Source organism: Mesorhizobium sp. WSM4830, from assembly GCF_055811495.1.
The window spans coordinates 68,065-81,673 of sequence record NZ_JBVVQI010000007.1 but is presented as its reverse complement, the minus strand read 5'-3'; the positions used below and the strand labels follow the sequence as shown (position 1 = coordinate 81,673).

The 13,609-nt window shown below is 60.3% G+C and carries 12 protein-coding genes and 1 pseudogene; 6 read left to right on the top strand and 7 right to left on the bottom strand.

The genetic code is table 11. From position 1 onward, the window contains the following. Window positions 1-170 precede the first annotated feature (170 nt). The 4 genes from AC0L2Y_RS11740 (at window position 171) to AC0L2Y_RS11725 (ending at window position 3,612) form a co-directional block, all read left to right on the top strand. The gene (locus tag AC0L2Y_RS11740; protein WP_473556228.1) at window positions 171-575 is read left to right on the top strand and encodes a hypothetical protein; all 405 of its coding nucleotides are present in this window, start codon (window positions 171-173) and stop codon (window positions 573-575) included. After that, on the top strand, window positions 572-1,327 hold the full coding sequence (locus tag AC0L2Y_RS11735; protein ID WP_473556226.1) for an AAA family ATPase: 756 nt from the start codon (window positions 572-574) through the stop codon (window positions 1,325-1,327). The genes AC0L2Y_RS11740 and AC0L2Y_RS11735 overlap by 4 nt, the downstream gene beginning before the upstream one ends. 13 nt (window positions 1,328-1,340) lie before the next feature. Next, on the top strand, window positions 1,341-2,159 hold the full coding sequence (locus AC0L2Y_RS11730) for a class I SAM-dependent DNA methyltransferase (protein ID WP_473556224.1): 819 nt from the start codon (window positions 1,341-1,343) through the stop codon (window positions 2,157-2,159). Window positions 2,160-2,424: 265 nt separating this feature from the next. Continuing rightward, on the top strand, window positions 2,425-3,612 hold the full coding sequence (locus tag AC0L2Y_RS11725) for an IS481 family transposase (protein WP_473556222.1): 1,188 nt from the start codon (window positions 2,425-2,427) through the stop codon (window positions 3,610-3,612). A 711-nt stretch (window positions 3,613-4,323) separates the two neighbouring features. Here the strand turns inward: AC0L2Y_RS11725 and AC0L2Y_RS11720 are convergent. The 3 genes from AC0L2Y_RS11720 to AC0L2Y_RS11710 all read right to left on the bottom strand — a co-directional run bounded on the left by AC0L2Y_RS11720 (window position 4,324) and on the right by AC0L2Y_RS11710 (window position 9,206). Further along, window positions 4,324-5,433, bottom strand: a complete 1,110-nt coding sequence (locus tag AC0L2Y_RS11720; RefSeq protein WP_473556219.1) for a patatin-like phospholipase family protein — start codon at window positions 5,431-5,433, stop codon at window positions 4,324-4,326. Between the two features lie 86 nt (window positions 5,434-5,519). Beyond that, window positions 5,520-7,121: a hypothetical protein gene (locus AC0L2Y_RS11715; RefSeq protein ID WP_473556217.1), complete on the bottom strand. Its 1,602-nt coding sequence runs from the start codon at window positions 7,119-7,121 to the stop codon at window positions 5,520-5,522. A gap of 3 nt (window positions 7,122-7,124) precedes the next feature. Beyond that, on the bottom strand, window positions 7,125-9,206 hold the full coding sequence (locus tag AC0L2Y_RS11710) for a hypothetical protein (RefSeq protein WP_473556214.1): 2,082 nt from the start codon (window positions 9,204-9,206) through the stop codon (window positions 7,125-7,127). Window positions 9,207-9,519: 313 nt separating this feature from the next. Here AC0L2Y_RS11710 and AC0L2Y_RS11705 point away from each other — a divergent pair. Next, window positions 9,520-9,842 (top strand): annotated as a pseudogene (locus AC0L2Y_RS11705) (transposase); the annotation flags it as partial. A gap of 99 nt (window positions 9,843-9,941) precedes the next feature. Here the strand turns inward: AC0L2Y_RS11705 and AC0L2Y_RS11700 are convergent. The 4 genes from AC0L2Y_RS11700 to AC0L2Y_RS11685 form a co-directional block, all read right to left on the bottom strand. Continuing rightward, window positions 9,942-10,547 (bottom strand): BRCT domain-containing protein, encoded by a 606-nt coding sequence (locus AC0L2Y_RS11700; protein WP_473556213.1) that lies wholly within the window; start codon window positions 10,545-10,547, stop codon window positions 9,942-9,944. Window positions 10,548-10,582: 35 nt separating this feature from the next. Beyond that, complete coding sequence (locus tag AC0L2Y_RS11695) at window positions 10,583-11,071, bottom strand: hypothetical protein (RefSeq protein ID WP_473556210.1); 489 nt, start codon at window positions 11,069-11,071, stop codon at window positions 10,583-10,585. Between the two features lie 57 nt (window positions 11,072-11,128). Further along, the gene (locus AC0L2Y_RS11690) at window positions 11,129-11,725 is read right to left on the bottom strand and encodes a thermonuclease family protein (RefSeq protein WP_473556208.1); all 597 of its coding nucleotides are present in this window, start codon (window positions 11,723-11,725) and stop codon (window positions 11,129-11,131) included. Between the two features lie 246 nt (window positions 11,726-11,971). Continuing rightward, entirely contained in the window at window positions 11,972-12,349 is a 378-nt protein-coding gene (locus tag AC0L2Y_RS11685) for a calcium-binding protein (RefSeq protein WP_473556205.1), read from the bottom strand. A 154-nt stretch (window positions 12,350-12,503) separates the two neighbouring features. On the opposite strand from AC0L2Y_RS11685, the gene AC0L2Y_RS11680 reads away from it, so the two are divergent. After that, window positions 12,504-13,439, top strand: coding sequence for a S1/P1 nuclease (locus AC0L2Y_RS11680; RefSeq protein WP_473556204.1), 936 nt, complete (start codon window positions 12,504-12,506; stop codon window positions 13,437-13,439). The last annotated feature ends 170 nt before the right edge of the window (window positions 13,440-13,609 follow it).

The following is a 13,609-nucleotide window of genomic DNA, read 5'->3' as shown; positions in this document are numbered from 1 at the left end:
TGTGTCGCGTCAAGCCAAAAGCGCCCGCTCGGCCTGAACTCGTTGCCCTGTTCAGCGCCCAAACGCGCGTGCCGTGGTGCCGACAGTCATTCAGATGGATGATGGTATGGTTCGGCACTCACAGTAAGCTCCGATCCCCAGGCGATTTAGAGACTTTCTGAGGTCCATGTATGGGCGCAAGCGGCGCGACGACGGAGGTGTTGGCGCAGGCGCCGGGGTCGGCGTCGTCGAGGCTCGCACGCCTGGAAGCCACCACGACCGACGTCGACCAACGGGCAACCGAGGGGCGCTCGATCGATCAGGAGATGGCACCGGCGATCGAGAAGCAATTGCAAGTTCTCACGTCAACCGGCAACGCTGTCGCGGCTCAACAGGCGGGACTGCACGCCATGGAAAGGCAGTCTTCCGCCGCATCGCATCTCCTCCAAGGCTTTTTTCGGCGTCAGCAGGATGCCAGCGAGCGGGGTCAACTCGGCCAGGCGGATGCCAGAGTGTTTACGCTCGCCACACCGCCGGAGCGGGCGAGTTCGCTTCATCCGATCTTTCTGCTTCCTGTTCGGGAGATCCCTACATGATTATCGAGTTGTTCGGTCCGCCTGGCGCAGGCAAGACGACCCTTCTACGCGCCCTTTGCCGTGAGCTGGCGAAACACGAAATCCGTGTGAAGACCGTCAACGGCTATCGCCGGATTGATTTTGTGTCTTTCGGCAGCGAAGTCGATTCGGTCGAGGATGAAGGCCCGGAGACACGCCATGGCATCCAGCGTCTGGTGCACAAGCTCGCCACCGCGAGTCCGGTCTTGTTCTCGACCCCGCCGAGCGAGGGGGCCGCTGCGCGGCTTTTGGCATCGATCCCTCCAAAAAGTCGATTATGGGCGTTGCGTCTGAAGATCGACGTCGTTTTGCTCTTCGAAGCCTGGAATACGGCGCAGGCCTCAGAAGGGTACTTCATTTTCGAAGAGGGCATCGTTCAGGCGTTGTGTGCGCTCGTCCTGTTGGGACGAGATCAAAGTATCGACATGGTTCGTAATTGCCTGACGTTCCTGCCGCGACCGGATCTCCTCATTCAAGTCGACGCGCCCGGGGAAACGCTGCGCCACCGCCTCATTGAGCGGTATGCGCGGCAGCCGTACCTCGAGCGCCTTCTCGAAGTCGGAGTGGTCAGGGGCCTGAAGCAAGCGGATATTGCGAGGGAGATCGGCCAATGCCTGCAAGACAAATGGCCGCTGATGCGTGTCGACGGCCTCGACCCACGCAATTTCGAACAGGTCGTCGCGCGCATCGTGGGACACGCATTGCCCGCGACGGCATGCGTCGGGCCAGACTAGAGGCGCGAGTTGCATGGTGCTCACGGTGAGATCGTTCGTTGGCATTCGCAGATTTCTGCGGGCGCAGTGGCGACCGGTAGGGAGCGTTCATGAGAACCGTGCACCCGCTCGTCCGGATTACCGCGCAAGCCACCAGACGGCTGGGTACGGTGCCCATTACTCCGACACGTTCCGGTCCGGCTACTATGCAGCTCTGTGGTCGGGTATCGAAAAGCCTTTGGTCGAACGTACTCTCCTGCCTGTCGGCGGGCCGAACCGGAAATGCCTGGACTTCGCATGCGGCACAGGCCGCATAGCAAATATCGCAGCTCAATTTTTTGGTGAAGTCGTCGGCGTTGACATCTCCCAATCCATGCTGGCTAGCGCACGGGTTCCGAAGAACGTGAAATTGGTCCGCGCGGATCTTACGTTCTCTCCGCTTGCCGAAAGGTTCGACGTGGTCACGGCATTCAGATTCTTCCTCAATGCTGAAGATGAGCTCAGGAAGGATGCACTGTCGGCCATCAGCGCGCATTTGAACGAAGGTGGATTGCTGATCTCGAATATCCACATGAATGCGACCTCGCCAATAGGGCTGGTCTGCCGCATTCTGAACCGTTATGCAGGAGGGACAGTCCGCCACACTTTGAGCATTAAACGATACGAGCAGACGCTCATCGCAAATGGCTTTATTGTCGAGCGGATAGTTGGGTACGGTTTTTTGCCGCGACCCGGGAATTTGCTGCCAAGACTCTGCGAAATATTGATCGTGCCGTTTGAAAGGATGTGCGCAAGTACCAGGATTCCGGCGGGGCTTGCGCAGAATTTCCTGGTGGTTGCCAGAAAGCGGTAAAGCCGGCGGGCACATGAAACCGAGCATTTGCCATGGGGCCGGTCTTTGTTGAAGCTATTGGCAGGAAAGTATCGAGTGTTGTTTTTGGCTGCGCTTCGCTTGGCTCAATCAGTTCGCAACGCGGCGCGACATGAAATGCCATAAGTCGCCAAGTTGGCGACATCGCAAGCCATTGATTTCATATGAGTGCCCTTCCCGAGAGATGGGTGACAGTTCATTCCGAGCACATGGGTTACACAATCGGGCTTTTTGCGGGAGAGCAAAAATGCCCTGGAAGGAGTGTAACCCGATGGATGAGCGTCTCAAGTTCGTCGCCCGCCTACTGGACGGCGAGAAGATGGCACAGCTGTGCCGTGAGTTCGGCATCTCACGCAAGACCGGCTACAAGATTCTTGGCCGCTACAATAACTGTGGGCTGGAAGGGCTGACGGACCGCTCGCGCCGACCTTACCGGCACGCCAATCAGCTTCCTTTCCAAATCGAGAAGCTGATTGTGCGTGCCAAGCAGGACAAGCCGAACTGGCGCGCGCCGAAGATCAGGGAGCGGCTGGCTCGGCTCTACCCGGATGTCCACACGCCGGCGATCTCAACGGTGCATGCGGTGCTCGACCGCCACGGCCTGGTCAAACGCCGCAGGCGCCGTCGCAACAGGGCGGAGGGAACCGCGCTCTCGCATGGCTGCCAGCCCAACGACCTGTGGTGCGCCGATTATAAGGGCGAGTTCATGCTCGCCGATCGGCGTTACTGCTACCCGCTGACAATCAGCGATTTCGCCAGCCGCTATCTATTGGCCTGTGAGGCGCTCCACACCACCAAGGAGGCCTATGCCTTCACGGTGTTCGAGAGAGTTTTCAAGGAGTTCGGCCTGCCCAGCGCGATCAGGACCGACAACGGTGTGCCTTTCGCCAGCCCCAATGCCCTCTTCAACCTGTCCAGGTTGTCGGTCTGGTGGCTGAGGCTCGGCATCGAGATCGAGCGCATCAAACCGGGCAACCCGCAACAGAACGGCCGCCATGAGCGCATGCATTTGACGCTCAAGCTCGAAACCACCAAGCCGGCCGGCGCCAACTTCCTGCAGCAGCAGGCCCGCTTCGACGACTTCGTCGAGGAGTTCAATACCGAGCGCCCGCACCAGGCGCTCGATATGGCTTGCCCAGCCGAGCGCTACAGCGCCTCACCACGGCCCTATCGCGGACTACCCGACCTCGAGTATCCCTTCCACGACAAGGCGGTCACCGTCACCACCTGCGGCCGCATCTGCTTCGACCGTAAGAAGATCAATCTCAGACTCGTCTTCGCTGGCCAAAAAGTCGGCATCAAACAGGTCGACGACCGAATCTGGTTGGCTAGCTTCATGGATTATGATTTGGGATACTTCGACGATGAGACATGCAGGCTCGAACCACTTCAAAACCCCTTCGGGCCAAAAGTGTTACCCATGTCTTCGGTATAAACCGTAACCCATGTGTCCAGAATGGACCTGAGGAAGTAGTGGTGCCCAGAGGCGGAATCCAAGCGGTAGAAAACTTGCTCTGTTTCCAAGTGGTTAGGACTCACGCTACAGGAGGACTAGCCAACAAAAATACCAACAAAATATTTCTGTGGATTGGTTCGGTTCCCGGATATCGTTCGCTCAATGCCATCGCGTCCCAACCTTGTCTCAAAGGCCCATTGCTGTCGTTACGAGTTTGGTCCAGATGGTCCTCGCGATCGCATTGCATGGCGCGTTGAGCTAGTCGCAGGTCCGCTGCCTCCGACGACCCGCCTCTGATCGCTCTACCACTAACGGCGGAGAGAGCGTCTTTCGAGCTAGCGCCGAAGGGTCGGAAATCGTTGGCAGGACCGCGCGCCATTCGCTGCGCTTCTGCAAAAGATCGCGCCGCTTCAATTTCGGCGGCAGCTTTGAATATCTCTTGCTCGGTTTTCCCAATCAACCCACGTGATCGTGATTTTCCGGGAATCGTGCCGGAAGGGACGGGTTTCGGCGCGCGAGTGTAACGCGTCGGTGCAATGTTGCCTGGGTAGATAGTCATGGCACGCTAGTTGCGGCGTGATATAACGGACGCACCGGCGGCAGCCAGGTCGGGCGCTCTCGTGGATTGATCGCAGAATCTTGCGGACTAACGCCGGGTGGATATCACGGGTCTTGAGATTCAACAGCCGATCATCGAAGCGGATATTTCGGCAGCGGAAGGCTGGACGGCGGCGGCGCTTGCTTGGTCACATAGCTGCGCATCGCAACGTCCATCATCAGCCAGCCCCAGTTGATCAGCCGACCCTGCTCCTGGTCCGAGAAAGGATCGAGCCGGGTGCGCATGCGCGCCAGCTTGGTCGTGAACGCTAAATCCGGGTTCAGCGTCTGCGCGGCCGGATATTCGGCCGGGTTGCTGTCGATGCCGCTGTAGACGGCGAGGCGGTTTTCCGCCGCGCATTGCGCGAACAGCAGGCGCTTGCGCAGCGCTCGAGCCTGGTCGGTGGCGATGTCCAGCGCGCGCATGGCCTGCTGTGGCCAGAGCGTCGAGGCCGTCTCCTCAGTCCCGAAGGGCGCGCCGGCGTCGCTGACGATCACCGTGCTGAAGTCGTCGATCGACTCCAGCCCGAGATTGTCGTAGGCGCCGCCGTCGGTCAGCGACAGGGTGCGAGTGTAGGCAGGATCGCCATGGTGGGTGGCGCCATCCAGCTCCACCCAGCTCTTCGGATCGACCTTGATGTCGACTGGCGACAGCACCGGCGGAAAGGCGCTGGACGCCGCGACTGCGACGGCTACCCGGACCTGGGGATTGCGGATTTCACCAATGGTGAAGTCGGCAAGCCGCTTCTTCATCAGCCGCACCAGCCGGCCCGTCTGCAGGTTGGTCGCGTCGAACACGAATTGCGGGCTGTCCGGCAGATCTTGCAGCGTGATTTTCTTGAATATGTCGTCATAGGCATCGGCGAGCACGTCACCGATCGACTTGCCCGGCAGCACGGCGCCCCAGCCAACGGCCATCGTGTCGATGGAGCGGCGGCAGAAGGCGCGTAGTGGCGCGATCACCTCGGCATCGAGATTGGTTACAATGCCGTTTTCAACTTTCAGCCGGGGCCAGGCGGCGGCGAGCATGCCGCTGGTTATGGAGCCGCCAGAGACGCTGGAGAAGCGGGTGATTTTGGTGAGATAGCCAAGCTCGTTCAGCCGCATTAGCGCGCCGCAATGGTAGAGCGTCGCCCGGAAGCCGCCGCCCGAAAGCGCTAGCGCGGGACTGTTCCAGTTTTCCGGTTTCACCTTCTTCGCCATTCGTTCAAGCTCATCGTTTGTTGGTCAGGCTTCAACAGCCGTCGCGTTGGCGTCAGGGCCGCCGCGCCGGCTGCCATTCGCAGCCCTCACACCTGAATGCGGTAGTCGAAATACAGTTTAGTCTCGGTTACGCGCTGCTCGAAGGTGGTCCAGTCGGCCTCGACCGCGTCATCCGGCTTCATTGCGGCAAAGGCGGTGTCGGTCTGAAACACGCGGCCGGAGGCCTTCTTTAAAAGTTCATCCTTGATCGCCTTCAGCGGATGATCCCAGCCCTTCTGGGTTTCCGCCCAAGCGCGGACCGCGGTGATCATAGCGGTAAACTCACCGGCGGCGTCGCCGGTCGCCATCCAAGACAGATTGGCCCATTCGTCGCTGATCTTGCCATTCAGCGTGGCGTTGTGGCTGCAATGGTGCCCGACCTTGTAGAGCACGGCCCGCGACAGCAGGTCCTTCGTGGTTATGACGTCATTGCCGTCGCGCCAGTTCTTCCGCCCCCATGACAGCCAGTTGCCGCGCTGCGCGTCGGCGGCGAACAGTAGAACCTTGCCGCCCTTGCCGAGCTCAAAGGCCAGCACCAGGCTGGCATTGTTGGTGGCGTCGTTCATGTCGAGCGCCAGCTGCTCGGCCGAATACAGCCACTCCTTGTCAATGCGCCGCCACTCGGGCGCAGAAGACGAGGTGGACGGCTGCACACCAGCGCCAACGGGAGCGTCCTGGCCGTAGTTTGTGATGAAGAACGCGCCATGCTGCGGGTCGGCGAATGCCTTAGCGGTGTCGAGCCGGTAGCGCTTGGCGAAGGGCGAGTCGCCGCCCACTGCGCCGCCGGCCACCGCCGCCGCGAAATAGTTGCCAGACGAGGCCAGGCCCACGCCGTGAAATTCTTCCCGGCCTTTCGGGTCGAGACTATCGAGCAAAGCCTCGTCCCGGGGCGGGCCGAGCGCGAAGGCTCGCAGCGCCTTGGCGCGAGGGATGGCGATGACCTTCTCATGCGGCCTGAGATACTTTATCCCGCCCTCCTTGCGGGCGAGATCCTTGAACAGCTTCATGGACTGCTTGTTAGCAGAGTTTTCCAGACCGGCCGCGGCTGCTCCGAGTGCCTGCACTGCGTTAACAGCGTTGAACTGCTCGTCCTCGCCGCCAAGTTCGAATTCGATCAGCCGGTCGATCTTCTCGGTGGCGTCGGGATCAACCGCCGCAAGGCGGTTGCGGGCGCCCATAAGCCCGATCAGTTGATCCTTGAATTTTACGCGCAAAGCATTGGCGAGCTCGTCCTCTGGATTCTCTGTCCATGCGAACCAGGTTTCGCTGATGGAAATCCCGGCGAAATTCTTGGCGCTGATGCCGTTGACGTGGTCCTGGTGCTCGTGGGTGATCACCGCGACATCGATATGGCCACCGGTGGCGTCGCGGATGTTCTGGGTGATGTCCTTGACCTTGTTGGGGCCGATGACGACATTGCGAGCCTGTTCTTCCTTGAAATGCACCAGCTTCGACGAGCCGGGCTTGTAGCCGCAGTCGATCAGTACATAGACCGGCTTGTCGGGAGTATCGCCCTCGAAAGCGAGCAGGAAGCAGTCGCCATGGCCGATGCGGTACATGCGCACGATGACCTCGCCCGGCTTGGGCAAGAGCCGCGCCGCAACCTCTCCAACGGCCTCAGCCTTCTTCTTGGTTGTCGTCTTGGCCATGTGTCAGGCCTCCCCGTCGCGATGCAAAAGGGCAAAGGGCTCGCGCGCCTTGAGCAACTGGCGAGCGCTGTCGAAGGCGTTCGCTGGCTCCAGACCGCCGCCCAGATAGCTCCGGATGCGACCGAGTTCCTTATCGTCGGCGATCGTGCCCGCTGTCTTGATGACCCGGCGTACCGAAAGGTCGGATGGGTTGATGATAAGCGTGCAGCCGGCGCGGAAACTGAAGTCGCCGGGCCTGGCGAATTTGGTGTTGCCGCGCCGGTCCATGCGCTTCTGCTCGGCCGCGTCGAAATAGCCACGACGGCGCTGCGTCACCTCGATCAGCAGATTGGTGTCCATTACATCACGAAAGCCGCGCCGCAGCGCCAAGCGCACGGAATGCACCTCCACCGCGACCCGGTTGGGATTGGTTGGCGAGCGAAAGACGGTGGGTGGGGGATCATCTTCCTCCAGCACAAGGCCGAAGCCGCGGGCGAACTGCCGCCCGTCTCCTTCGATCAGCCAGTTCCAGACAATGGCAGCATTGGTGTCGATCTCCGCCCAGGCCTCGTAGCGGTCAAGTTCGACACTTGTCTGACCGAGCTTGCGGGCTGTGCGCGCGGATTGCCGTTTAGGGCTCAACTGGTCCGGCCCGGCCGTCGATTCCTGGTCGTTGAGCAGCGATAGAACCGCTTGCGTCTCCGCACGCTGGTAGTCCTCGACGGCGAGGTCATCCATCGGCGCAGCCTGACCGGGCACTGCGGCCGGCGGACTGTCACGCTCTGGCATTTCGGCCAAGGCCGTCTCGCCGGTCGGCCAGAACAGCGTATCGACCGATGTGCTGCGCGCACCATGGGCGTGAATGCCCCACTGCCGGAAGCTTTCCACGAAGGCCAAGCGGTAACCCGCGGAATCGTCGGGATTGAGGTCGTAGTCGGCGGTGATCACGCCACGCAGATAATCGCTGAATGTTACCCCCACCGGCGGACAATAATCAATGCCGCGGATGCACATCTGAAGCACGTAGCTCGCCGTGCGCGCGGCCTCATCGGCCAGCCGCCGGGTCAGGTCCGGGTGGATATCGCCCTCCCGAAGCACGCCGGTACCTTCGGTGGCGATGCGGTAAAGGTCCAGCGTGCGGCTGCGATAGACCTTGAGGAAGGCGCCGAACACCGCTGCCACAAGAATGGCGCCGCGTGCGTGCGGCTCGGCGGTGCGCTCGAGGATGCGAACGTCGGGCTCCTTGGGCTCCCATTTGCCGGTCTTGGGGTCGATGTCCCCGAGGGCGTCGCGCAGCGCATTGCCGCGCCCGCTGGCGCGGCCGAACTGCTGCGCCAACTGGCCGAGCAGGTTCTCGTTGGCGAGGTTGCCTCGGGTGCGCGAAATCTGGTCGCGCAGCACTCCAGGATAGGAAAAGTGCTGGAAAAGCGCAACGATGTCGGCAAAGGCCTCGTGGAAGGCCAGGACGTCCTGATTGATCGGCTCGTTGAAGCGTGGATGCACGCCGTCGAGCAGCGCATGCGTGGTCTCGTGGGCGATGATGTCGTGCGAGAGGCAGGTGAAAATCAGCGTGCCTGGGGTGTTGTTAGCGTCCTTGATACCGACCGGAAAATAGCCGAACAGCAGCGCCTTCTTTTCCGGGCTGTAGAAGGCATTTCGGTCGCGCAAGGCGTGCGGATAGATGCGCAGCCGGCGTACGAAACTTTCTTCAGGGCTGCCCTTGTCGTGGTGCGACGACCAAAGGGCTACACGCCCCAGCGCCCGCTCGAAATGGACGATGGTGGCCATCGCGACGGCGTAGACCATCTGCTGATGGAATTGCGGGTTGGTCTCGGACGGGGGCAAGCCCTGCTGCGCGAGCACGCGCGGATCGTTGAGGTCCACCGGACGATAGAAGGCACCGCTCGCCGGATCGGCATCGATGACTTCGATGTAATCGCCAACCGGTCCAGGCTGCAGATTGCGCTCCCAGGGCACGTCGATCGTCATCTCGCTGATGCCGGCCATATCGAACTGCGCCGCCACGCTGGGGTCGAAGGCGAAGACGCGCAGCTTGCGCGAGAGCGGTTCAGGGATGAGGTTGCTGCCGGCCGACGTGCTTGCCACTCTCGTCTCCCCCTAAAATATCCAAACATCAAATGGGATTCGGCTACTCCAGACAAGTCAACAGGGCATCACGCGTCGAGCATGCGACCATCGACCTAAGGACACGCCAGGACGTAATGTCTTTCGTAGCTCCATAACGGCCGCAACCACTCAGCCGAAAGCTACATCTTGGCAATGTACTTCAATCGAAATATTAGCGCATGCGCTCGCATAAAGTAAACATCAGTTTACGACACGATGGCGAATACACCTCACAAGATACGGGTAACTGCAAGTCGCACTCGTTTCGGATGGGTAGCAGGCAACCTGGTTCGATCCGGAACTGATGATCCCGATGCTGATCGTCGGCTACTGCTTCGGTATCCGCCCCGAGCGCCGCCTCCGCGAAGAAGTGCATCTCAATCTTGCCTATCGCTGGTTTTGCCGGCTTGGCCTGGAGGGTGATGTCCCGGACCATTCCACTTTCTCCAAGAACCGGCACGGCCGCTTTCGGGATAGCGATCTGCTACGCGAATTGTTCGAGACTACGGTGCGCCGCTGCATCGACGAAGGTCCCGTCGCAACGAGGGCCCTGCTGTCGATGCCAGCCTCATCAGAGCAGACGCGAACACGCAGCGTTCAGCCGAGGGAGCGGAGCTGGTCGACTGGGAGATGATGGTGGCAACACGCCGCTCGGGGAAGGCCTACCATAGCCGGGAAACCCTCGTCTAAGATTCATGCCGTGAACTCCCGCTCTCAGAGAAAGCTAGCCCAATGGCTCTCGGCCACAATCGAGATTGGCAATCCCCGGTCGCGCCAGTCGGTCGCCTTGACGATCTTGTCGCCAAATGACGAATGTTTCCACGATTCGGTGGCATAGGCCCCTATCACCAAAACCTCTGTCTTCTGGCTAAGACCTCCCGCGAAGCCACCACGATCTGCAATGGCCTGTTCGCAGTGTTTTCGCTGGCCGAAATTGAATGTGCCTGTGAAGCAGTATAGCCGGGCGGCGAAGGTCAAAGTTGGGGCCGGCCTGCAGAGTGGCAGCGTTGTCGGCTTTAGCACTTCCCCAAGTTCGAAATCACGATTCGAAAAGCTGTTTAGCGTGTCCAGAAGTTCGGCGTGTTCATCCGAATCGAGCACGCCATCTGCGAGGATATCGTTGATGCGCCGATACAAGGTTCGGATGAGTGGCTGAGTGCTGATCTCCGCATTCGCCGCCAACCATTTTTGAAGGAATTCGACCTCCGCCTTGTTGATGGTTCCATCCGCGGCCAGGCCGCGCGCGAGTCCGATGAGTTCGTCGACTTGGCGCGATGAGATGCGATCACCGCCAACGCGATTGTAAAATTTGTCGTCCACTAAAACCTCTCTTGCTCTTTCAAGGAACTCACTCATCATGCGTACTTTGCAGGCCAACGCCAATCCGTTTGCGCCTTGCCGTAGCAGTTGCTGTAATCGACGAACTGTCCGCTAGAGATGTCGCGGCACGCCCAAACCAATTGGCCGTACTGGTTGTAGAATTCATCCCAATCGGCGCCCTGATAATAGTTCGGCCTGCCATATCCGCCGCCGCCGCAGTTGTTGTTCGAGCAAACCGCGATGGCGGCGCCTACCGCAGCGATCGCCACGCCCGCGGCGATCGCCTGGTTCTGCTTTCTGATCATGTCGGCGCATTGCTGTGGCGTCACCGACCGCCGAGCAAGCTCCGTGTAGAGACCGTCACGGAAGCTTTGATCGCTCGTCGAGGCATATGATCTGCAAAGCGCGGACGTGCTCACTGCCTGGGGGTTCTTGTTCAGCGCCTCTTGGGACGTTGTGCATGATGCGCTTGCAAGCGCAAAAACTGCCGCGGCCGAAGCTGCGGCACGCCGGCCGATTTCCATTTAACCCCCCACCCAAATTGTTCAGCCGACCAAAATTCCACGGCCGTTTGTCGTTCTCTAACAGAGCGTTTCGCATGCAACGCCGTCGCCATCACGATCCAACTTGCGGCCCCATGGGCAATTGCTGAGATACCATTGGGCTTCGTCGCAGGAGCCGATTTGCGAGCAAGTCCGCCGCGGCTGACATGAGTAGCTTTGCGCTACCTGCCGGCGGCTGATGATGCCGAGAGGTTGACTGACGGCTGGCTGCTGACTGTCCGCATGCTCAGCACGCCAATCCCATGGCTTCTGAAACGTTCCGACCCACAGGCCGACCTTCGCCTTCTCGGCTTTGGTCTGCTGCGCTGCATACGCGCCGTGGCTGTAGCGAAACCAGTCGAGCGCCTGGCCGTGCTCGACCATCCAGGCGGCGACACCGGCGCCGTCGGCGCGCCGGCAGTCGCCGACAAAACGGCCGTAACGGTCCCAGGTGACGAAGCTGCAATGCACTGGCCTTGACGCCGCCAGGAACTCATCCAGTGCTTCGGCGGCTTGGCGCCCGCAGGCATATTCGAAGCCCTTGGCGTCGTCGCAATACTGCCGGCTTTCTGGCGCGTCGATTCCGTTAAAGCGGATCCGCTGTCCGTGAATTTCGATCGTGTCGCCATCGATCACCGACGCAACACCGGCGATCGGCGCCGGACTCGAGCCAGTCCAGTTCGCCAGATTGAGCTCAGGCATGCGGTCGCCATGCTGCATGACGAACTGCGTTGCGTAGGCTGCCATCGCAACCACGGTTACGATAATCAGCCGCTTTGGAATGCCCGCCAATTTGCGTACTCGCCGCAGCTTGGCGCCAGTCCGTTTGCGCCATTGGGCAGATCGATTGTCGTAGCGAGAGCTGTCCAACGTCCGCCGCCCCTACTCGCACCCGACGCCATCGTGATGGCGGTCCAGCTTGTTGGGATCACCGTTGGCGATCTTCACCGGGCCAACCACGACAGCATTGTTTCCCTTGCCGCCTACGCAATCCAAATCACCGCCGCCCGGCCGTGACTGCGTCGGTGCTGCCGACACTCCTCGATACCTGTTGACGACTGCCGCAGCGCGCATGCCGTCGCCCTCGATATGCGTGTTCTGACTGTTCGGATTGAACGGGTCGACCGTTTGGAGGAGCAGATTTGCATGGCCCGCGTCGCCGGCCGCGAGCGTCACCGTATCGTAATGATTCAAGTAGTCCGCTGCGCAGCCCGAGAAGAGCACTGTGCACAACACGCACGAAAATTCGCGCACGCCCATGAATGAATTTCCCCAACCCAGGCAAAATCATGCGCTATTTGGCTTTTGTTGTCGACTCCAGAAGAGGTCCGACCTTCCGTGAAGGCACCATTGCCGTCATTGCCACGTCGTCTACAGTTGATAGATCAGAAAAGTCGGCTTCGGGGAGGAATACATGCGTCGTGCGCTCGTCTTTGGTTCCGTTCTTTCGTTGATCCTGTCATCGGCGCCTGCGCTGGCCTGGTGGGACGGCGGGCACATGCAGGTCGCCGCCGTGGCCTACTCTAAACTGACGCCGCAGGCGAAGGCCAAGGTCGATGCACTGATCAAGCTGAACCCCGACTATCCAAGCTGGATCGCCGGCGTGCCCGATGACAAGAAGGCGCAATACGCCTTCGTTCATGCGGCCGTTTGGGCGGATGACATCAAGGACTCTACCCACGGCTACACCAAGGACGACGACACGCCGACGGCGCAGAACATCGGCTACGCAGACAAAAACATGCACCGCTACTGGCATTTCAAGGACATCAGATTTTCGACCGACGGGACGCAATTCTCCGATGCCGATCCGATCAATGCCGTTTCGCAGATGAAGCTGTTCATCGCGGCGCTGCCGGCGACGTCGGCCGCGACCGACGACGTTCGCTCCTACGACATGGTTTGGCTGCTGCACCTCATTGGAGACGTTCACCAGCCGTTGCACGCGACGGAGCGAATTTCTGCGATCAACACAGATGGCGACCGTGGCGGCAACGAAGTTAACGTGTCGCCGGCGACCGGCGAAACGATCGACCTTCACGCCTATTGGGATCGAATGTTCGGAGGCTACGTTTCGGTGTCGGGTGCCATCTTCGATGCCAATGACAAGGCCGGCATTTCGAAGCTTCAAGTCGACAGCGCAAAGGCCAAGGTGCTGGACCCAGATGCTTGGACCCAAGAGAGCTTTGTGCTCGGCAAGAAGTTCGCTTATGCGGAGCCTGTGCTGAGCGAAGGCACGGTGTCGGTGCTGCCCCGGACGTATGAAACCGACGCACGCAACGTCGCGAGAAGCCAAGCAGCGCTGGCGGCGGCAAGGCTCGCCAACGTTCTCAATGACGCATTCAAATAACGGACAAGAGACAGGCGAATTAAGAACGGGCGAGGGTGACGGGTTCGACTTGTCACCCGCAGAACAGCAGGGCCATCGAATCGTGAAACTGCATAGGCCCTGACCGGATTTCAGCAGCAGACTACCCTGTCACCAAGCGCACCTCTACCGTCATAAGCGGGAGAAGATTC